This window comes from Streptomyces sp. AN091965 (assembly GCF_022698285.1).
In the GTDB taxonomy this organism is placed as follows: Bacteria; Actinomycetota; Actinomycetes; order Streptomycetales; family Streptomycetaceae; genus Streptomyces.
This window is the reverse complement of sequence record NZ_JALDMY010000001.1, coordinates 3127658-3146971: the sequence shown is the minus strand read 5'-3', so window position 1 is coordinate 3146971 and position 19314 is coordinate 3127658. Positions and strand designations below refer to the sequence as shown.

Annotated in this window: 15 protein-coding genes; 5 read left to right on the top strand and 10 right to left on the bottom strand. The window is 73.9% G+C overall.

The features are described 5' to 3' along the window. Nucleotides 1-65: 65 nt before the first annotated feature. Nucleotides 66-1994, bottom strand: coding sequence for a hypothetical protein (locus MQV74_RS13180; RefSeq protein WP_242717224.1), 1929 nt, complete (start codon nt 1992-1994; stop codon nt 66-68). Nucleotides 1995-2156: 162 nt separating this feature from the next. Then, entirely contained in the window at nt 2157-5282 is a 3126-nt protein-coding gene (locus MQV74_RS13175; RefSeq protein WP_242717222.1) for an alpha-N-acetylglucosaminidase, read from the bottom strand. 113 nt (nt 5283-5395) lie between these two features. On the opposite strand from MQV74_RS13175, the gene MQV74_RS13170 reads away from it, so the two are divergent. After that, on the top strand, nt 5396-5821 hold the full coding sequence (locus MQV74_RS13170; RefSeq protein ID WP_242717220.1) for a hypothetical protein: 426 nt from the start codon (nt 5396-5398) through the stop codon (nt 5819-5821). Nucleotides 5822-5898: 77 nt separating this feature from the next. Here the strand turns inward: MQV74_RS13170 and MQV74_RS13165 are convergent, their stop codons facing one another. The 3 genes from MQV74_RS13165 to MQV74_RS13155 all read right to left on the bottom strand — a co-directional run bounded on the left by MQV74_RS13165 (nt 5899) and on the right by MQV74_RS13155 (nt 9335). Beyond that, a complete protein-coding gene (locus MQV74_RS13165) occupies nt 5899-7347 on the bottom strand; it encodes a DUF1996 domain-containing protein (protein WP_242717218.1) in 1449 nt (482 codons plus the stop codon). Nucleotides 7348-7422: 75 nt separating this feature from the next. Beyond that, nucleotides 7423-8073 (bottom strand): LuxR C-terminal-related transcriptional regulator, encoded by a 651-nt coding sequence (locus tag MQV74_RS13160; protein WP_242717216.1) that lies wholly within the window; start codon nt 8071-8073, stop codon nt 7423-7425. Continuing rightward, nucleotides 8058-9335, bottom strand: a complete 1278-nt coding sequence (locus tag MQV74_RS13155) for a sensor histidine kinase (RefSeq protein WP_242717214.1) — start codon at nt 9333-9335, stop codon at nt 8058-8060. The genes MQV74_RS13160 and MQV74_RS13155 overlap by 16 nt, the downstream gene beginning before the upstream one ends. Before the next feature lie 291 nt (nt 9336-9626). Between MQV74_RS13155 and MQV74_RS13150 the strand changes: the two genes are divergently transcribed. Next, nucleotides 9627-11810 (top strand): MMPL family transporter, encoded by a 2184-nt coding sequence (locus MQV74_RS13150; protein WP_242717212.1) that lies wholly within the window; start codon nt 9627-9629, stop codon nt 11808-11810. On the opposite strand, the gene MQV74_RS13145 is transcribed toward MQV74_RS13150, so the two are convergent. The 5 genes from MQV74_RS13145 to MQV74_RS13125 all read right to left on the bottom strand — a co-directional run bounded on the left by MQV74_RS13145 (nt 11794) and on the right by MQV74_RS13125 (nt 16084). Next, nucleotides 11794-12834: an NAD-dependent epimerase/dehydratase family protein gene (locus MQV74_RS13145; protein ID WP_242717211.1), complete on the bottom strand. Its 1041-nt coding sequence runs from the start codon at nt 12832-12834 to the stop codon at nt 11794-11796. The two genes, MQV74_RS13150 and MQV74_RS13145, sit on opposite strands and share 17 nt — an antisense overlap. A 67-nt stretch (nt 12835-12901) precedes the next feature. Next, nucleotides 12902-13495: a winged helix-turn-helix domain-containing protein gene (locus tag MQV74_RS13140; RefSeq protein ID WP_242717208.1), complete on the bottom strand. Its 594-nt coding sequence runs from the start codon at nt 13493-13495 to the stop codon at nt 12902-12904. Between the two features lie 379 nt (nt 13496-13874). Continuing rightward, nucleotides 13875-14903 carry a glutamine synthetase gene (gene glnII / locus MQV74_RS13135; protein ID WP_242717206.1) on the bottom strand — a complete coding sequence of 343 codons (1029 nt, stop codon included), beginning with the start codon at nt 14901-14903 and terminating at the stop codon, nt 13875-13877. Between the two features lie 178 nt (nt 14904-15081). After that, nucleotides 15082-15552, bottom strand: a complete 471-nt coding sequence (locus MQV74_RS13130) for a hypothetical protein (RefSeq protein ID WP_242717204.1) — start codon at nt 15550-15552, stop codon at nt 15082-15084. Between the two features lie 163 nt (nt 15553-15715). Next, on the bottom strand, nt 15716-16084 hold the full coding sequence (locus MQV74_RS13125) for an arsenate reductase family protein (RefSeq protein WP_242717203.1): 369 nt from the start codon (nt 16082-16084) through the stop codon (nt 15716-15718). Nucleotides 16085-16251: 167 nt separating this feature from the next. On the opposite strand from MQV74_RS13125, the gene MQV74_RS13120 reads away from it, so the two are divergent. From MQV74_RS13120 to MQV74_RS13110, 3 genes are all read left to right on the top strand, one after another. Beyond that, nucleotides 16252-16608, top strand: a complete 357-nt coding sequence (locus MQV74_RS13120) for a hypothetical protein (RefSeq protein ID WP_242717201.1) — start codon at nt 16252-16254, stop codon at nt 16606-16608. A gap of 231 nt (nt 16609-16839) precedes the next feature. After that, nucleotides 16840-18180, top strand: coding sequence for a DUF2252 domain-containing protein (locus MQV74_RS13115; protein WP_242717199.1), 1341 nt, complete (start codon nt 16840-16842; stop codon nt 18178-18180). Nucleotides 18181-18267: 87 nt separating this feature from the next. Next, nucleotides 18268-19233, top strand: a complete 966-nt coding sequence (locus MQV74_RS13110; RefSeq protein ID WP_242717197.1) for an asparaginase — start codon at nt 18268-18270, stop codon at nt 19231-19233. Nucleotides 19234-19314: the final 81 nt, after the last annotated feature.

Here is a 19314-nt window from a genome sequence, read left to right as displayed (position 1 = left end):
CCCCATAGGGGCGCGGGGAACTGCGCGACAAGCCACGACGGTCCGCAGACGATCGACGGCAGAGGTCAGTGAAGAACGCTGAGGCTGGAGCCGTCCGCGAGCCTCGCGGTCAGCTGAAGCCGTTCCCCCCGCTTCGCGGGAAGCGCGGCCAGATGACCGGTGACAGGCTCTCGCCCAGAGACCCGCACCGAGGCCACGTCCTCGCTGCCCGCGGCCAGGACGTACCAACTTCCCGTACGGGCCTTCCACAGCACGCCCGCGAGCACGCGCGGCTCGCGCTCGCCGCAGGCGGGCGAGTTCTCGGCCTTGGCGGCGACGGCGCCCGCCACGGCGCCGGGCGTCAGGACCTGGGCGAGGGCCTGGCTCCCGTTGCCCTGCCACGTCTCCGCGCGGGTGCACACCCAGCGCGCCCGGCCGCTGCCGTCGGGCAGGGCCTGGCGGGCGTACTGCCACGCGTTGACGGACCGGACGCCGTGCGAACGGGCGGCCGCGAGGGAACAGGCGGTCCGGTCCCAGTCGGTGGCGCGGGCGTCGCGGGGCGCGGTGGGCCGCCCCGCGGTGAGCCGGGCGGGGGTGAGCTCGCCGAGGTCCGTGGAGAGCCGCGTGGCGCCGTCCGCCTCGCGCAGCTGGAGCGCGTTCCAGGAGCGGCAGTCGCCCGCGAGGGCGGGGCTCGCGAAGGGCGCGGTGACGCCGTCGGCGCCGCGCCGCAGCGCGGTGGCGGCCGCGCCCGGCCTGAGCAGGTCGCGGACGGCGGCGGAGCGCACCCAAGGAGCCGTCAGATAGCGGACGTTGCCGTCGGCGCGGCCGAGCACGACCGCGCCCGAGTCGGCGGCGGTGGCGCCGTCGACCCGGGCGAAGTCGAGCGCGGCGCCGCCGGTGCCGTCCTTGGGCTCGGCGTACCGCACGACGCGCAGGCCGTCGTGGAGCAGGACGACGCGCGCGGCGTCGACCTCGCCCGCGAAGAGCAGCTGCGCGGGCCCGGGCGGCGCCCCCGCCGCGGTGCCCGGCGTCGCCGAGACCCGTACGGACTCGCCGGGCCGCGCCCACACCGCGAGGGCGCGGCGCAGCAGGGCGGTGTCGCCGGTGAGTTCGCCGCGCGCGGGCCACACCGTGAAGTCGGTGCGCGGGGAGCGCTTCCAGGCGGCGGGCGCGGCCTTCGTGAGCTTGGCGGGGTCGAGCGCGGCCTCGGCGGCCGGGTTCTTCGCGTACGGGGGCGCGGCGGCGCCGTCCGGGCCCCAGCCCTCGCCCGGCATGCCGAGCAGCGCCCCGCAGACCAGGGCGGCAGCGGCGGCCACGGCCGCGGCCCGCAGGTGCTGCCTGCGCCGCATCAGGTCGGTGGGCCTGGCCTGGAGGGAGCAGGGGTCGAACTCGGGGGACTCCAGGAGCGCGTACAGGGCTTCGACGCCGTCTGCCTCGGTGAGGGCGGTGTCCGGGTCGGCGACCCCGGCGGCGTCGAGGGCGCGGCGCACCTCGTCGTCCCCGAGCCGTTCGAGGCCGCGCAGCACGTAGGCGGCGCGGGCGGGCCCGGACAGGGCGGAGAGCCGCTGGTCCAGGGCGAGTTCGTCGGCGCCGCCGGAGCGCGGGAACAGCCTGAGGCCCCACACCTGGGGCAGCAGCGGCGGCAGCTGGGACCGCTTGGGCCAGGCCCGGCGCCGGAGCGGGAGGCCCGCTTCGAGGGCGGCGCGCAGCACTTGGCGGCGCACGTAGGCGTAGCCGGGGTCGGCGCTCCGGCCGGGTCCGCGCTGGTCCGGCACGACCGCGGTCTGCGTGCGGCCGCGGGGCAGGGCCCGCTGGACGAGCGCGTGCGCGGTCAGGACGCGGCGGTTGCGGCCGAGGCCGGGCGGCAGGACCAGGTAGGCCAGGCGGACCAGGCGGGGGTAGTGCTCGACGAGGGCGGCTTCGGCCTGCTCGACGTCGACGACGGACCTGGCGGACCCGGTCTCCCCGGCCCCTCCGGTCGGCGCGGCGGCTTTCGTGGACTGCGATGACGACACGTTCAGCAGAACGAGCGAATGGTCCGACGGTCACTTCACGCCGGTGAGCTGCGCCGGAGAGGCTGGATCTTCCAGCCTCTCCGGCGTTTGAGGAGCGGGGGTTTGGGGGGGCGGAGCCCCCAGGAATCGGGAAGGGGCGGGTCCGGGGCGCACCGCGAGGGGTCAGGTCAGGTGCCAGGCGCTGAACTCGACGAGGCCGTGGGCCTCCGTGCCGGCGTTGGCCGCGGTCATGAAGAGGCCCACGTCCTGGACCGCGGCCGCCCCGGGCGGGGACACCGTGGCCACGGCCCGCCAGGAGCCCCCGTCGTCCGTGGACAGCTCCCCGGTGAAGGCGCCCCCCGCCCGGGTGAGGCGCAGCAGCACCGGTGCCTTGACGCCGGTGACGCGGCGGTACGTGTCCAGGGTGCCGTCGCCGGTCGTGTCGTAGGAGAGGACGACGCCGTTGGCGGGGGTGACGGCCAGGTTCAGGAAGCCCGGGGAGCCGGGGGTGGACAGGGAGTTGCGGGCGACGACGCCCGCCCGGGCCCAGGGCCCCGTGGCCGCCTGGGAGTCGACGCGCACGGTCACGGAGACCCCGTCCCGCAGGGCCCCCGGCCTGAAGAGCGTGCCGAACTCCGCGGTGCCGCGCCACAGATCGGCCCCGGCGCCGTCGATGGCGTACCGCCCGTCGAACTCGCCGAAGACGGCGGCGTTGTTGGTGTAGGTGCGCCACGCGGGGCCGAGCGGCCCGGCTTCGAAGAGGGTGCCTTCGTGGACCGCCCGCACCCGCGGCTCGCCCCGGGGCCCGTACTCCACGGCGATCGTGTACGGCAGGGGCCTGAGCGGCCGGTCGAGGGGCGTGCCGGGGGCGTGGGCGCGCCAGGCGACCGTGCCGGAGCCCCCGGCGGGCACGCGGGGCAGCGACGTCGGCCCGTCGGGCTCGGCGGCGATGCCGGTGAGGGCGAAGTCGACGCGGCCGGTGGCGCGCAGCCCGTTGACGTTGCGGAAGCGGGCCTCGACGCGCGCGCTGCCGCCGGGCGGGAACGCGGGCGGCTCGGCGGTGACTTCCAGGGAGCCCTGGTAGGGCGCGCGGGCGAGCGCGTCCCGGACCTGCGAGGCCGTGCGGTGCGCGTCGGTGACCGGCCGCAGCGGATGGTCGTCGCGGCGGCGCGTCCACGGCTCCTCGAAGGTGCCGAACCAGTCGACCGCCTTGGGCGGGCGCCCGGCAGCGAGCGCGTCGGCGAGCTCGTCCAGCCACCGCTGCCAGCGCGGGGTGTAGAAGTCGCGCAACAGGCCGTGCCACTCGCGGTTGCCGTACTCGTGCAGATTGCCGGGGTCGGAGGTGGCGCGGTCGCCCCACACGGTGATGAGGACCCGTGCGGTGCGCTCGAACTCGGCGCGCTCGGTGTCGTTCGTGGCGAGCCGCCGCGCGTCGTCGAGCCACGGTCCGAGCAGGAAGGCCTCGTGCGCGCCGGTCACGTCGTCCGCGAGCCGCATCAGGCGCAGCCACAGCGTGGACAGGGCCCGGAAGGTGTCCTGGTCCTTGCGCAGGTAGGCGGCTCTGAGTTGGGGCAGGAGCTGGCGGCTGCGGTGGGCGAGGGCCTGGCGGGCCACGTCCACCAGGTCGTACTTGTACGCGGCGCTGCCGCGAAGGCGTGGTGCGACGCCGAGCAGACCCGTGAGGGCCGCGTCGAAGCGGGCGGGGTCGTAGGTGAGGGCGCGCGGCGCGTACTCGGCGGCGCGGTTCGCGGCCAGGTCGGGGCGGGCCGCGAACAGCGAGTCGTGCGGGTCGCTGCGCTCCACCGCCGTGTGCTGGTACGCGGTGTCGTGCAGGGCGCGCCAGGCGGACCGCGCGGCGCGGTCGTGCCCGCCGTAGCGGAAGCCGGCGTAGGAGGAGAACCACGCGGCGCGGTCCACCTCGTCGTCACGCCAGGCCAGTTCGGAGAAGAGGGCGAAGGCGGCCGGGTCGCGGTCGGTGGCCTCCGGGAGATAGGCGGTGCCGACGAGCGCGCTGTCCGGCTTGTCGCGCCAGGCGAAGAACTTCTCCTGCCAGACGTGCGCGCGGGCGCCGATGGTGGTGCGCCCGCCGAAGTTCGGGATGGTGCCGAAGCAGTAGGGCGTGCCGCCCCAGTCCTTCTCGCGGTCGGTGACGGTGGCGTAGCGGTCGGACACGCCGTCGACGATGAGCATCTTCTTCTTGTCGATGGCGTCGAGCAGCTCGGGCAGCGGGTTCTCCTGCCAGCCGAGGATCACCCAGGTCGCGCCCGGGTGCGCGGTGCGCAGGGCCTTCTCCACGCCGCGCGCGGCGTCCGGCACGGGCACGTCGCCCGCGGTGCCGCCCTCGTGCAGCAGGTCCATCTTGAAGTGCCCGGCCGCGCCGAACAGATCGCGCTGGTGGCGGTAGAAGGCCGCGGCGACCCGTGCGAACGCGTCGGTGCGCGGGTCCAGCCAGTCGGGCCGCTTGAAGCCGTGCCAGGTGCCCTGCGGCACGACCCGGGCGTCGCCGCCGTTGCGGGTGACGAAGCCGTCGGGGACGTGTCCGTAGTAGCCGGGCAGGACCGGCGCCATGCCCAGCTCGCGCAGCCGGTCCACGATCCGGCGGCCGAGCTTCGCGCGGCGCGCGATGAGCTCCGGCGAGAGCGGGCCGCCGTAGCCGGACAGGTTCTGCAGCAGCCACCAGGGCTGGTGCGAGGGCGCGGGCAGCCAGGCGCGGGACTCGGCGTCGGTGTACTGGAAGTCCTTCAGGAGGCGGTGGTAGACGGCCTCGGTGCCCGCGATGACGAAGACCTCGTTGCAGCCGTGCAGGGCGAGGAGGTCGATCATGCGCTCCCAGTACGGCCAGTCGGCGTACGGGGCGGTGTAGCCGTCGTTGGTGTCGTTGAGCGCGAACCGGTGGGGGAGCGCGGTGGACCGGGTGAGCGGGCGCGCGGGCGCGGGCAGCCGGCGCGGCAGGTTCAGCTGGCCGCCGTTCCAGGCGAGGTGCGCGCCGCACACGTACTTCAGGTACCAGTGGACTCCGGCGAGCAGCACGGCGGGTGTGGTGCCCGACACCTCGACGCGCCCGGAGGTCCCGGTCACGCGGAAGCGGTCCCGGCCGCCTTCCGCCGGGACGAGTCTGAGCCGGAACTGGTCCGCGTGGTGGGGGAGTCGCCGATTGAGCACGGCGCGCGCCGCGTCCGTATCGAAGGCCGGGCCCCGGACGGGCCCCTCGGCCGCGTGGGCGGGCAGGGCCGGAAGCGCGGTGCCCAGGCCGGTGAGGCCGAGGGCGCCCGCGGTGCCGAGGACGGAGCGTCGCGATGGCTCGTACATGTGTACCCCCCTGCGTCGATGGCTGCGGCGCACGGTATCCGGGCGGCCTGCGGGACGCGACGGAACGCACGGACACGGCGCGTTCACATCACCTGATGAGACGGGAGCGACGGATGAGGAGCATGGTGTGGGCGGCCGGGGCCGTTTCGGCCACCGCGATCGGCCTGGTGATCGCGGCCGGGCTCGCGGGCGGCGACGGCGGCTCCGGGTCCGGGCCCGCGCGCCCCGCGACGGCCACCGGCACCCTGGAGCAGCTCGCGGCGAAGGCCGAGTGCGCGCCCGACGTCCAGACGGACGCGGCGGAGCTGCGCCAGGCGAACTGCCGGAACGGGGACGGCCGCTTCGTGCTCGCGACCTTCGCCACCGACCGCGGCGAGCGCGAGTGGCTCAACCAGGCCAAGGACTACGGCGGCAGCTACCTCGTGGGCCGCAAGTGGGTCGCGGTGGGCGAGCCGGGCGTGCTCAGGGCGCTGCGCGGCCACCTCGGCGGGACGGTGGAGCGGTCCTCGCACCACGCGTCGGGGAGCGACGGTGGTTAGGGGGGACGAGGACACTGGCCCTGGGCACGTAGGGCGCTCCGGTCACCGCGCGAGCCGACCGCGCAGCAGTCTGGGGGTCAGGCGCAGCGGCGGTTGTCGTTGATGCACGAGGCCACGCGCTGCATCAGCTTCCGGTCGAACACGTTGATGAAGTCGCCGTGGTCGGTGACGGGCTTGTGGAGTTGCTCGGGGAAGGAGTCCACGGCGAAGCCGGGGCCCGGCGGCACGTCGTACACGATGCGCTGCACGAGCTGCGGCACGGCGCGGAAGCCCCGGGGGCAGCGGCCGCTGCGCGGGTCGGCGAAGGCGACATGTGTGCGGTGGTTGGCGCTGTCGGTGTTGCGGCCGTCCCAGCAGCTCTGGAAGGTGAAGGTGCGGACCACTTTGCTGCCCTCGGGGCAGATCGGGTACTTGTCCTTCAGCTGCCGGTTCTCGAATCCGGTGCAGCTCCAGGAGGCGTTGGCGTTCGCGTCGCCGTTGGTGAACGCCTTGGCGTCGCCGGTGATGACGCGCAGGAACCGCGGCATCGCGGTGACCTTGCCGACGGGGCTGCCGACGAACTTCAAGGTGACCTGGTCCGGCGTCTGGATCTCGCCGACGTTCTTGTCCCGGCCGCCGCCGTCCGCGCCGGAGTCGTCCTCGTCGTTCCCGTTCTGGAGCCGCAGGACGGGCCAGTAGTACGTCGACTTGTCGCCCTGGTTGCGGCAGCTGGTGCGGCCGCCGGCGAGTTCCTGGTCGCTGGAGAAGGCGTCGGTCTCCTGGTTGCCGACGTAGTCGTGCATGTGGTGGGCGCCGTTGCTCACGCCGGGCGCCACGATGACGTTGTCCGGGTTGAACTTGCCGTTCGCGTTCGTGCCGCAGCGCGTGGTGAAGGTGCCGCGCGAGGCGCCGCGCTGGTTGCGGGGCTTTTGGACGTTGGGCCGTACGGAGGTGATGTCGACGAAGTCCCCGGCCTCGGGGCCGTTGCCCGCCTGGCCCTGGCCCGGACCTTGGTCCTGGCCCGGTTCCTGGCCCGGTTCCTGATCCTGGCCCGGCCCCTGGTCCTGGCCCGTGTCTCCCGGTGGCGGCCCGTCGTCGTCGGCGCGCATGGTGCACGGCGCCATGCTGTCGAGGTCCGCGGGGGCCTCGCCGCTCCGGTCGATCGCGGACCGGATGGCGTCGATGGTGGGCCGCCGCCGCTCCTCCAGCGGGCCGAGGACCGCGCTCTGGTCCTCGGGGTCACCGGCCTCGGCGAACCGTGCGTACGCCTCGGTGATCTGGCTGTCCAGGGCGGCGAGTTCGCGGTCGACGTCGGCGCGCGCGTCGTCGGGGACCTCCGGCAGCTGGTTGCCCACGTCCGGGCAGCTGATGGTGGTGGCCCGGATTCCGCCGTCCCGGGCCTGGGGCGGCGGACTCTCCTCGGCGTTCGCGTAGACGTTCACCGCGACGAGTCCGCCGCCGCCCAGGATGAGCGCCGCCGACGCGGCGATCGCCCGCCCGGCCAGCTTTGATCGTTTTCGTGAGGTGCGTCGTGTGGTGCGTCCCATGGGATGACGTACGCAACAGGGGCCCGCCGCGTTCAACGCGGAGCGGGTGAATCCCGTACGGCGAACGGCAGTTGATCAGCGGCCCTGGTCGAGGAAGGCGAGAACCGCGAGGACGCGGCGGTTGTCGTCGTCCGAGACCGGAAGATCGAGTTTCGCGAAGATGTTGGAGGTGTGCTTGGCGATGGCCCGCTCCGTCACCACGAGCTGCGCGGCGATCGCGGCGTTGGACCTGCCCTGCGCCATCAGCTCAAGGACCTCGCGCTCGCGCGGGGTCAGCGCGCCGAGCGGCTCGTTCGCCGACCGCCGCGACAGGAGCTGCTGGATGACCGTCGGGTCCATCGCGGTGCCGCCCGCCGCGACCCGGCGCACCGCGTCGACGAACTGCTCGGCGTCGAACACCCGGTCCTTGAGGAGGTATCCGACGCCGCCGGTGCCGTCGGCGAGCAGCTCGCGCGCGTACAGCTGCTCCACGTGCTGGGAGAGGACCAGGACCGGCAGGCCCGGGCGCGCGCGGCGCGCGGCGAGGGCGCACTGGAGCCCCTCGTCGGTGTGCGACGGCGGCAGCCGGACGTCGACGACGGCGACGTCCGGCTGCAGCTCCGCCAGGGCCTTGGTCAGCTCAGGACCGGTCTCCACGGCGGCCGCGATCTCGAAGTCGAACGCCTCCAGCATCCGCACCAGGCCGTCGCGCAGCAGGAAGAGGTCTTCGGCTAGGACAACTCGCAAGGGATCTCCATGGTCACCATGGTCGGGCCGCCAACGGGGCTGCTGACGGCGAGTATGCCGTCGAATGTACCGAGCCGCCGTTCGATCCCGCTCAGGCCGGTTCCCGAGCCGACGCTCGCCCCGCCCTTGCCGTTGTCGGTGACCGCGATGCGGAGCATGCCGTCCGCGTGGTGGACGTCCACCCAGATCCGCTCCGCCTGCGCGTACTTGACCGCGTTCGTCAGGACCTCGCTCACCGCGAAGTACGCCGCCGCCTCCACCGAGGCGTCCGCCCGGCCCGCCAGGTCCACGTCCACGTCCGTCGCCACCGGCAGGCGCAGCGCGAGCGCCCGCACCGCGTCGCCGAGGCCGCGCTCGGCCAGGACCGGCGGGTGGATGCCGCGCACCAGGTCGCGCAGCTCGGTGAGCGCCTCGCCGGAGTTCTGCCGGGCCTTGGCGATCATCTCCTTGGCCTTGGCCGGGTTCTTCTCCACGATGGCCTCGATGGTGCCGAGGTCCATGCCCATGGCGACGAGACGGGCCTGCGCGCCGTCGTGCAGATCGCGCTCGATGCGGCGCAGTTCGGCGGCGGAGCTGTCCACGGCGTCGTGCCGGGTCTCCTCAAGACGGTCCACGCGCTGCGCGAGCTCCCGCTCCCGCATGGTGGCCGTCGGGGCGAGCAGGGTGCGCGAGAGCTGGAAGTGGGCGCGCAGCAGCAGCGGATTGACGTACAGGCTCAAGGCGAAGAAGGCGGTGCCGAGCGCGGCGGCGGCGAACGCGGCGTTCTGCGAGGTGACGTGGATGAAGGCGAACCATTCGCCGCCGCCCGCGTCGTAGATCGGCTTCCAGACGCCGCAGGCGAGGACCCAGCCGTACCCCATGTACAGGACCAGGGAGGGCGGGAGGACCGCCGGGACGACGCCGAAGGTCATGTTCACCAGGAGCCACTGCATGTCCCGCCAGGTCGCCGGGTCCTTGAGCATCCGGCCGCACCGCTCCACCTGCCCGGCCACGCCGCGGGCAGGCCGCGCGGGCTCCTGCCGGTAGGGGACCGGAATCGTCACGCCGGCCCACTCCCCGGCGTGCACGCGGTGCAGCGTCGCGTACGTGCGTACGGCGGTCAGGACCAGCGGGGTGGTGAACACGCCGAGCCCGAGCGGGATCAGCACGATCGACACCACCGAGAGCACGAAGAGCGTGATCGATCCGACCAGCGAGAGGACCGTCATGTACAGGCCGCGCGCTCCCGCGAGCAGGCTCTCGCGCACCCTCGACGTCTTCATGGTCTCCCTCTCCTCGGCTGCCGTGACCGGCCGCGACCGGATGTGTCCGCCCGTGGCCCGCTGTGTCCCGTGGTGTGCGAAACCACCGGGCACAAGGACAGTTTCCCTGGTCGGGGCGGTCCGGGTCATTCGGTTCCGCCCCCAGAACGGGGGTGTACCTGACGACACCCCCCGGCCTCGCCCTGTGCTTCCCCGAGAGGGGGGCTCGGCGGCTGGGTCCGGACGCCGCCCATTCCTAGCGTGTTTCACGTCAACTCGCTTAACTCACGCTTACCAATGGGGGCGAAGGTCATGAGCGCCAAGAGGCTGAACCTCGCGGCACGACTCGGGGTGTGGAGCGCGCACCACCGCAAGAAGGCGATCCTCGGCTGGCTGCTCTTCGTGGTGCTCGCCACCGTCGTCGGCGGCGCCACCGGCACCGTCACCGCGGACGACGACGAGATGGGCACCGGCGACTCGGCGCGTGCCGCGAAGATCCTCAAGGACGCGGGCATCGACGAGCCCGCGGCCGAGCTCGTCATGGTCAGCGCGCGGACCGCCGACGGCTGGCGGGAGGCGGCCGCGGACCTCGCCGCGGCGATCGAGAAGACCGGCGGGACGACGCGGGTGGAGCCGCCGCTGCCCTCGAAGGACGGCAAGGACGCGCTGCTCCGCTTCGCGCTCAAGGGCGATTCCGACCAGGCCGCCGACCGCGTCGACCCGGTGCTCGACGCCGTCGACCGGGCCAGGGAGGCGGGCGCGGCGCACGGCATCGCCGTCCACCAGTTCGGCGACGCCAGCTCCGAGAAGTTCCTCAAGGACCTGCTCGCCGACGATCTGAAGAAGGCCGAGTTCATGGCGGTGCCGCTCGCGCTCGCCATCCTCCTGGTCGCCTTCGGCGCGGTCGTCGCCGCGCTGCTCCCCGTCGGGCTCGCGCTGACCGCCTGCGTCGCCGCCTTCGGGCTGCTCGGGCTCGCCAGCCACGCGGTGCACATGGCCGAGACCACGTACTCCGTGATGTTCCTGATGGGCCTCGCCGTCGGCGTCGACTACTGCCTGTTCTACCTGCGGCGCGAGCGGGACGAGCGGGCCGCGGGCCACGACGCCGAGACCGCGCTGCGGATCGCCGCCGCCACCAGCGGGCGCGCCGTCCTGGTCTCCGGCCTCACCGTGATGGTGGCCATGGCGGGCATGTTCCTGTCGGGCCTGCTCCTCTTCAAGGGCTTCGCCGTCGCCACGATCCTGGTGGTGTGCGTGGCGATGCTCGGTTCCGTGACCGTCCTGCCCGCGCTCCTGTCCTGGCTCGGCGACCGCATCGACGCCGGGCGTATCCCCTTCCTCAACCGCCGCGCCAAGAAGGGCGTCCACGCCAGCGGCACGCTCGCCGGGTCCCTGGTGAAGCCGGTCCTCGCCCGGCCCAAGGTCTTCGCCGTCGCCTCCGCGGGGCTGCTGCTCGCGCTGGCCGCGCCCGCGCTCGGCATGAAGACCGAACAGCTCGGCCTGGAGAAGCAGTTCGGCTCGGACGCGCGGCTCTCCGTGGCGTACCGGGAGATCACCGACGAGTTCCCCGGCGGTCCCGCGCCCGCCCGCGTCGTCGTGCACGCCGACGACATCGGGGCCGCGCCGGTCCGCGACGGCCTGCGGACGCTCACCGCGAAGGCGGGCGAGGGCGCCGAGCTGACGCTGCACAAGGCCGCGAACGTGGCCGAGATCGAGGTGCCGCTGCCGGGCACCGGCAGCGACGCGGCCGCCAGGAAGGCCCTGGACGACCTGAGGTCGGACGTGCGGGACTTCCGCGCCGACACGCGCGCCGACGGCCTGGAGGCCCATGTCGGCGGGGAGCTCGCCGGGTCGCGGGACTTCACCGACCGGCTCGGCGAGGGGATCGTGCCGGTCTTCCTCTTCATCGCCGCCGTCACCTTCCTGCTGATGCTCCTCAGCTTCCGCTCGGTGGTCATCGCGGTGACCTCGATCGCCCTGAACCTGCTGTCCGTGGGCGCGGCCTACGGCGTCATGACGGCCGTCTTCCAGCACGGCTGGGGCGCCTCGCTCATCGGCTCGGAGAAGGTCGGCGCCATCGAGAGCTGGATGCCGCTGTTCGTGCTCGTCGTCCTCTTCGGCCTGTCGATGGACTACCACGTGTTCGTGGTCTCCCGGATCCGTGAGGCCCGCGACCAGGGGCTCGACAACCGGGCCGCGATCCGCGAGGGCATCTCGCGGACCGCGGGGGCCGTGACCGGGGCCGCGGTGATCATGGTGGCCGTGTTCGCGGTGTTCGGCATGCTGTCCATGCAGGACATGCAGCAGATGGGCGTGGGGCTCGGGGTCGCGGTCCTCCTCGACGCCACGGTGGTCCGCATGATCCTGCTGCCGTCCCTCATGACCCTCCTCGGCGAGCGCAACTGGCACACCCCCCGAGGCCTCCGCTGGCTCCCGCAGGTCTCCCACGGCGAGACCCCGACGGAGCCCCCGGCCCGGGTCAGGGTCCCGGCGTGACCCCCGCTGCCCGGGGCGCCGCCCGGCGCCCCGGGCAGGGCTGTGCCAGGGCCTTCGCCTCCTTCGCCGGGGAGAGGCCCACCGCCGGGCGGTCCGGGCGCCGGGGGGCCACCCCGCCGAGCGCCTGGAGCCAGGCCCAGGTGTCGGCCACGGTCGAGGCCAGGGGGCGGCAGCGCGCCCCGGCCCTGGCCGCGCTCGTGTCGTGCATCGTGTCGTACAGCTCGCCCGGCGGCAGCCACACCGGCAGTTCCGACCACGGCTCGATCCCCGCGGCGAGCACGGCCTCCGGCGCCGTCCACCGCAGCTCGGCACCAGGCCCCCCGGCCACGTCCACGCAGGCCTCCAGGAGGTCCCCCATCGTGGCGTGGCCCTGGGGGCACACGAGGTTGTAGGGCCCGTGCAGCCCGGCCGCCACCGCGTCGAGCGTCCACTGGGCGAGGTCCCGTACGTCGATGTACTGGATGCCCGCCGCCCGGGGCCCCGGCGCGAGCACGGGACCGCCCCGCGCGACCCGGTTCAGCCACCAGGGGAGGCGCCCGATGTTCTCGTAGGGGCCGAGGATGAGCCCGGCCCGCACGAGCAGCGTCCGCCCGGGCCCGAAGGCGGCGTCGGCGGCGAGCTCACCGCCCCGCTTGTCCTCGGCGTACGCCACCGCGTCCGCGTCCGGATCGCCGTCCACGACGGGGAACGACTCGTCCGAACCGGCCTCGCCGGGGTAGCGGTACACCGAGCCGCTGGACACGTACACGTACCGCCCGGCGCGCCCCGCGAGCAGCCGCGCGGCGTCCCGCACGGCCCGCGGCGCCCCCGACCAGGTGTCGACGACGGCGTCCCAGGTGCCGCCGTCGGCGGCGAGGGCGGCGAGCCCGTCGGGCGCCGCGCGGTCGACGGTGACCGTCCGCGTCCCGGCGGGGGCCGGGTGCCGGCCGCGGTGGCAGACCGTCACGTCCCAGCCGCGCGCGAGCGCGGCCTCCGTGACGGCCCGCCCCACGAATTCCGTACCACCGAGCATCAGAATCCTCATGATCCGAACTCTGCACGCCAGGACCGGCCCGCGGGAACCGGATTCCGCCGACAGGAGAACGGGCGGGTCAGCCCGCCGTCGAAGGCGCGTACTTGTAGCCCACGCGCCGCACCGTCTGGATCGTCCTGCGGTGCTCGGCGCCGAGCTTGCGCCGCAGCCGGGCGACGTGGACGTCGACGGTCCGCCCGTCGCCCACGTGGCCGTAGCCCCACACCGTCGTCACCAGCTGGTCGCGCGTGTGCACCCGGTGCGGGTGCGCGACGAGGTGCGCGAGCAGCTCGAACTCCAGATACGTGAGGTCCAGATGGCGCCCGTCGACGTGCGCGGAGCGCCGCGCGGCATCGATCCGCACGGGCCCCTCGCCGCTCGTCGCGGCGGCCTGTTCGGGCTCGGGCGCGACGGACGCGAGGTGCTCCTGCCCGGCGGGCAGCAGGACCAGATAGCCGATCATCGGCGGCTGGCCCGGCAGCGCGGGCAGGGTGTGCTGCGGCGCGGGCAGGAGCGTCGCGCCGGGCGGCAGGAAGCCGGAGAAGTCGGCGAGGTCGGAGATCCGCGCCACCTCGTCGGGGGCGACGGCCCGCAGCCGTCCCCGCGCCGAGGGCGCGGTGGGACGGGTGGCGGTGGCGGCGTTGGCGGCGGTGAAGGTACGGGAGTTCGCCATGAGTCAGCTCTTTCGCGCTAAGGAGTCGTCGAGGACGTACGTCGTGCGCGTCAGGCCGGAGGCCGGGGAAACGGCTTTAGAGGGCCCGCGCGTTCAGCGCGCGGCAACACACCCGGTCGAAGTCGTGGTGCTGCCGGGAAGGCCAGAAGGGCTCAAGGTCATGATGACCCGTCGCGGTGTTCTGGAAGCTGCCCATGGCCCCCATTGAAGCAGATGGGAACGGGTCCGGCGGACCCCTTCTCGTACGTTGATACGCCGTCTTGGCATTTGGATGGCCTGAAGTGGCGCCCCTGACAAGGGGCGTTGAGCAGCACGAAAGGGGCGCCCACCACAGCGGTGGGCGCCCCTTTTTGAAAACCGGCACAACGTACGGAACAGGTCAGACCTGACCGGCCTTCTCCAGGGCCGCGCAGCAGGTGTCGACAAGCAGCCGCGTCACCACGTACGGGTCGACGTTCGCGTTCGGGCGGCGGTCCTCGATGTAGCCCTTGCCGTCCTTCTCGACCTGCCACGGGATGCGGACCGAGGCGCCGCGGTCGGAGACGCCGTACGAGTACTCGTTCCACGGGGCGGTCTCGTGCAGGCCGGTGAGGCGGTCGTCGATGCCCGCGCCGTAGTTCTTGACGTGGTCCATCGGCTTGGAGCCCTCGCCGAGCGACTCGCACGCGGTGATGATCGCGGGGTAGCCCTCGCGCATGGCCTTGGTGGAGAAGTTCGTGTGCGCGCCCGCGCCGTTCCAGTCGCCCTTGACCGGCTTGGGGTCGAGGGTCGCGGAGACCTTGAAGTCCTCGGCGGTGCGGTAGAGCAGCCAGCGGGCCACCCACAGCTGGTCGGAGACTTCCAGCGGGGACAGCGGGCCGACCTGGAACTCCCACTGGCCGGGCATGACCTCGGCGTTGATGCCGGAGATGCCGAGACCGGCCTTGAGGCAGTTCTCCAGGTGGGCCTCGACGATGTCACGGCCGAAGATCTCGTCCGAGCCGACGCCGCAGTAGTAGCCGCCCTGCGCGGCGGGGAAGCCGCCGACGGGGAAGCCGAGCGGGCGGTCGCCCTCGAAGAACGTGTACTCCTGCTCGATGCCGAAGATCGGCTCCTGCGCCGCGAACCGCTCCTCGACCTCGGCGAGCAGCGCCCGCGTGTTGGAGGAGTGCGGCGTCATGTCCGTGTTCAGGACCTCGCACAGGACCAGGATGTCGGCGCCGCCGCGGATCGGGTCCGGACAGGAGAAGACCGGCTTCAGGACGCGGTCGGAGGCGTGGCCCTTCGCCTGGTTCGTGGACGAGCCGTCGAAGCCCCAGAGGGGGAGCTCGGCGCCCTGTGCGTCATCGGTGAGGATCTTGGTCTTGGAACGGAGCTTGGCGGTCGGCTCGGTGCCGTCGATCCAGATGTACTCAGCCTTGAAGGTCACGGGCCTCATCCTTAGAACACTTGGTACGGCGCAGTCGTGCGGGTGCTGCGGGCCGTGGCGATGACGGCAGCCTGTCAACACGCGATTTCCCGTCCGTTGCCCATATGTGAACCCCGTGTTACCTGGGGCGGGAGTGGTTCAGATCACCCCGCGGGGCCGGTGCCGGGCGGGCGCGGCGCTACTTGATCACCGCGTTGGCCGCCGCGATCAGCAGGCCGATCGCCGCGTCGGCGACGCCGATGAGCACGGCCGAGCGCCTGCGGTAGCCCGAGCGCAGCGCGGCGAAGGTGCCCCAGCCGAAGAGCAGGGCCGCGTTCAGGCCGAGCCCGGTGTACGTGACGCTCCGCTCGGGCCAGTCCATGATCCCGGCGAGGACGAGGAGCGCGACGGTCGGCCAGCAGGCGATGACCACCGGCCACTCGTCGGCGAGCGCCCAGCCGAGCTGGCGCCAGCGGTGGCTGCCGCTGCCCGGCCTGTGCGTGGCCATGTGGTGGGCGTAGCCGTGGGCGAGCGCCGCCGTGCCCGCGGTGACCATGACCCAGGCGGCGTCGTAGTACGGCGTGAAGCGCTCGCCCTCGGACTGCAGGGCGGCGAGCAGCGCGCTCGCGAGCACCGTGCCGTAGACGCCCCCGGCGAGCCAGCTCCGCACGGGCCGCTCCCTTCACTCGTCCCGCGCCGCCGGTGCGGCCCGGGTGGAGCGCTCCACCCTACGTACGAATGTGCAGGTGTTTGTAAAGGTTTGCCCGCTCTTGTCGCTCGGTCGCCCTGCGCCTGTCCCGGTCGCCGGGCCGGGCGCGGGGCGTCCCGGCGCGTCACCGCCCCAGCGCGTCCCGCACCGCCTCCTCCGTGCGGGCCACCACCGCCGTGCCGTCGTCCGCCGTGATGATCGGCCGCTGGATGAGCTCGGGATGCGCGGCGAGCGCCTCGATCCACGCCTCGCGGCCGGAGTCGTCGCGCGGCCAGCGGGCCCGGTCCTTCAGATCGAGCTCCTTGGCGGCGGCCTCCTGGGTGCGGGTGATGTCCCAGGGTTCGAGGCCGAGCCTGCCGAGCACGACGCGGATCTCGTCGGCGCTGGGCACGTCCTCCAGATAGCGGCGCACCGTGTACGCGGCGCCCTCCGCGTCGAGCAGCGTCAGGGCGCTGCGGCACTTCGAACAGGCGGGGTTGATCCAGATCTCCATGCCGCACACGCTACCTCCGAACCATCCGCCCCACGCCCCCTCAAACCCCTTCTGGCCAGCGGGGATTGCCTCGCTGGGCACGGGCCGTTGTCAGTGCCGGCACGTAGAATGGAAGCAATGTTCGAAGGGGCCCGCGAGGGTTCCCGAACCGCGACAGGAGGATGTCCGTGCCCGCTGCCGCAGTCCCGTCCCTGCCCGCCGAGCCGACCGCCCGCTCCCGCAACCGCACCCCGTCCCGAGCGTCCCGCACCCCGTGCCCGGCCCAGCAGCCGCTGCTCGACGTGCCGTACGTCCCGATGGAGAAGCACCCCCTGCCGCCCGGCCGCCCCCGCGAGTGGTACGTCACGCACAACCGCCGCCTCAAGGCCATGCGCCTGGCCATCGCCCTGCTCGACGCGGGCGTCTGGGTGCCGAACCAGGCGAGCAACGTACGGATACGCACGATGGCCGAAACGGTGGGCATCCACCCCCCGTCCGACACGACGTGCCACATGGTGCGCGCCTTCATGCGCTACAACCGCTGACGCGGATCCTCCCCGGGCCCGGCGTCACCCGCTCGGCGTACCCGACATGCGCGCCCGCGCGCTCCGGCGTTGGCTGCTCTTGGTCCCTCACACCCGTCCGGCGTGTGCGGCCGTGCGCGCGGCGCGACCGACGGGGTCGCGGGGGGAGAGCCTCCTGACCACGGGAAGAGGGGCGGGCCCGGGGTGCCCCGCGAGCACCCCGGGCCCGCCCGCCGAAAGGGGAGACCGCCCATGACCACCGCGGCCGAGCGCGCGGAGCGGGGCAAGGCCGCCCGCAAACGGGCCTCCCGGTCCTCGCACGGGATCTGGATCCCCTCGGCGGACCGGCCCGACCCGGTGGCCGTCCTGGAGCGGCAGGCCGCCGACCGCGTGCAGGAGCTCCTTCCGATCCGCTACGGGCGCATGGCCGCGTCCCCGTTCGCCTTCCTGCGCGGAGCCGCCGCCGTGATGGCGGGCGACCTCGCCGCCCAGCGCCACACCGGCCTCACCGTGCAGCTCTGCGGGGACGCGCACCTGCTGAACTTCGGCGTGTTCGCCTCACCCGAGCGCCGCCTCCTGTTCGACCTGAACGACTTCGACGAGACGTACCCCGGCCCCTTCGAATGGGACGTCAAACGCCTCGCCGCCAGCGTCGCCGTGGCCGCCCGCGAGACCGGCAGGGGCGAGGACGGGGCCCACGACGCGGCCCTCGCCGCCGTCACCGCCTACCGCACCGGCATCCGGCGCCTGGCCCGCAAGGGCGAGCTGGACGTCTGGTACGCCAGCGTCGACACCGACGACCTGCTGCGCCTCATGGGCTCCGCGCGCCGGCGCGAGCGCGCCGAGGCCCGCCTCGCGCACGCCCGCCGCCGCACCAGCCTGCAGGCCCTCGGCAGACTCACCGAGGTCGTCGACGACCGCCGCCGCATCGTCCACGACCCGCCCCTCCTCGAGCCGGCGGGCGCCCCCGACATGGCCGCCCTGCGCAAGATCTTCGGCGACTACCGCTCGACGCTCGCCGAGGAGCGCCGCCTCCTGCTCGACCGCTACCGCTTCGTCGACGCCGCCCGCAAGGTCGTCGGCGTCGGCAGCGTCGGCACCCGCTGTTTCATCGTGCTGCTGACCGGCCGGGACGCCGAGGACCCGCTGTTCCTCCAGATCAAGGAGGCCGTGCGGTCCGTCCTCGAAGAGCATCTGCCCACCGGCCCCTACCTCCACCCGGGCCACCGCGTGGTCGCGGGCCAGCGCCTGCTCCAGGCCGCGGGCGACATCTTCCTCGGCTGGATGACGGGCCCGCAGGGCCGCGCGTACTACTGGCGCCAGCTGCGCGACATGAAGGGCTCCGTGGACGTCGCCGCCCTCGAACCCGCCGAACTCCTCGCCTACGCCCGCCTCTGCGGCACCGCCCTCGCCCGCGCCCACGCCCGCTCCGGGGACCGTGTGGCCATCGCCGCCTACCTGGGCTCCGCCGACACCTTCGACCGGGCCGTCGCCGCCTTCGCCGTGCGCTACGTCTCCCAGAACGCGACCGACCACAAGGCGCTGACCAGCGCGATCGAGGCCGGGGTCCTCACCGCGACCACGGCGTACTGACGGGGCCCGCCGCCCGGACCGCCGTGTGACGCGCGCAACCACGCCTCCTGGTTTCGGGCCGGTGCGGGCCCGGGGAGAGCCTCCGGCATGACCACAACCGTCAGTGTCTTCACCCTCGGCGGCACCATCTCCGCCCAGTCCGGCGGTGGCTCCACCCGCCTCACCGGCTCCCAGACCCTCGCCACCGTCCCCGTCCCGGACGGCGTCAAGACGGAGCTGCACGACGTCCGCAGGCTCCCGGGCTCCTCCCTGACCCTGGAGGACCTGGCCGACCTCGCGGAGCGCGTGGACGAGGCCACCGCCGCGGGCCACGGCGTCGTGGTCGTGCAGGGCACCGACACCCTGGAGGAGACGGCCTTCCTGCTCGACGTGGTGTGCGCGCCGCGCGCCCCGATCGTGGTCACCGGCGCGATGCGCCGCCCCGACCTGCCGGGCGCCGACGGCCCGGCGAACCTCGCCGCCGCCCTCGCCGTCGCCGCCGACCCGCACTGCCGGGGCCTCGGCGTCCTCGTGGTCCTCGCCGACGAGATCCACGCGGCCCGGCACGCGCGCAAGGCGCACACCACCTCGCTCACCACCTTCGTCTCGCCCGGCGCGGGCCCGCTCGGCCGCGTGGTGGAGGGCGTGCCGCGGATCCTGCTGCGCCCCCAGGAGCCCACCGTGGAGCGCCCGCTGCGGCTCGGGAACGCCGTCCGCGTGGCCCTGCTGACGCTCTCCCTCGGCGACGGCGGCGAGCTCCTGGACGCGGTGGACGACCGCTTCGACGGCCTGGTCGTGGCGGCCTTCGGCGCGGGCCACGCACCCCAGTGGCTGGTCGAACCGCTCGCGGCCCGCGCCGCCCGGATGCCCGTCGTCCTCGCCTCGCGCACCGGCGCGGGCCCGCTCCTCAGCGAGACCTACCGCGGCCCCGGCTCCGAGGCCGACCTGCTGTCCCGCGGCCTGATCTCCGCGGGGTCCCTCGACGCGCCCAAGGCCCGCCTGCTGCTCCACGCCCTCCTCGCGGCCGGCGCGGACCGCGGGACGATCGAGGCAACGTTCAACCGCCTGAGGTGAGCGCCCCGCCTGAGGTGAGCGCCCGAAGGGGCGCGGGGAACTGCGCGACCAGCCACGGACGAAGCGGCACATGCACCCCAA

What these genes read in the sequence shown, in the direction of transcription:
- MQV74_RS13115 (WP_242717199.1), top strand. Translation starts at nt 16,840, where the DNA reads ATGACCACCGCGGCCGAGCGCGCGGAGCGGGGCAAGGCCGCCCGCAAA.
- MQV74_RS13175 (WP_242717222.1), bottom strand. Translation starts at nt 5,282, where the DNA reads ATGTACGAGCCATCGCGACGCTCCGTCCTCGGCACCGCGGGCGCCCTC.
- MQV74_RS13170 (WP_242717220.1), top strand. Translation starts at nt 5,396, where the DNA reads ATGAGGAGCATGGTGTGGGCGGCCGGGGCCGTTTCGGCCACCGCGATC.
- MQV74_RS13150 (WP_242717212.1), top strand. Translation starts at nt 9,627, where the DNA reads ATGAGCGCCAAGAGGCTGAACCTCGCGGCACGACTCGGGGTGTGGAGC.
- MQV74_RS13140 (WP_242717208.1), bottom strand. Translation starts at nt 13,495, where the DNA reads ATGGCGAACTCCCGTACCTTCACCGCCGCCAACGCCGCCACCGCCACC.
- MQV74_RS13125 (WP_242717203.1), bottom strand. Translation starts at nt 16,084, where the DNA reads ATGGAGATCTGGATCAACCCCGCCTGTTCGAAGTGCCGCAGCGCCCTG.
- MQV74_RS13145 (WP_242717211.1), bottom strand. Translation starts at nt 12,834, where the DNA reads ATGAGGATTCTGATGCTCGGTGGTACGGAATTCGTGGGGCGGGCCGTC.
- MQV74_RS13165 (WP_242717218.1), bottom strand. Translation starts at nt 7,347, where the DNA reads ATGGGACGCACCACACGACGCACCTCACGAAAACGATCAAAGCTGGCC.
- MQV74_RS13110 (WP_242717197.1), top strand. Translation starts at nt 18,268, where the DNA reads ATGACCACAACCGTCAGTGTCTTCACCCTCGGCGGCACCATCTCCGCC.
- MQV74_RS13155 (WP_242717214.1), bottom strand. Translation starts at nt 9,335, where the DNA reads ATGAAGACGTCGAGGGTGCGCGAGAGCCTGCTCGCGGGAGCGCGCGGC.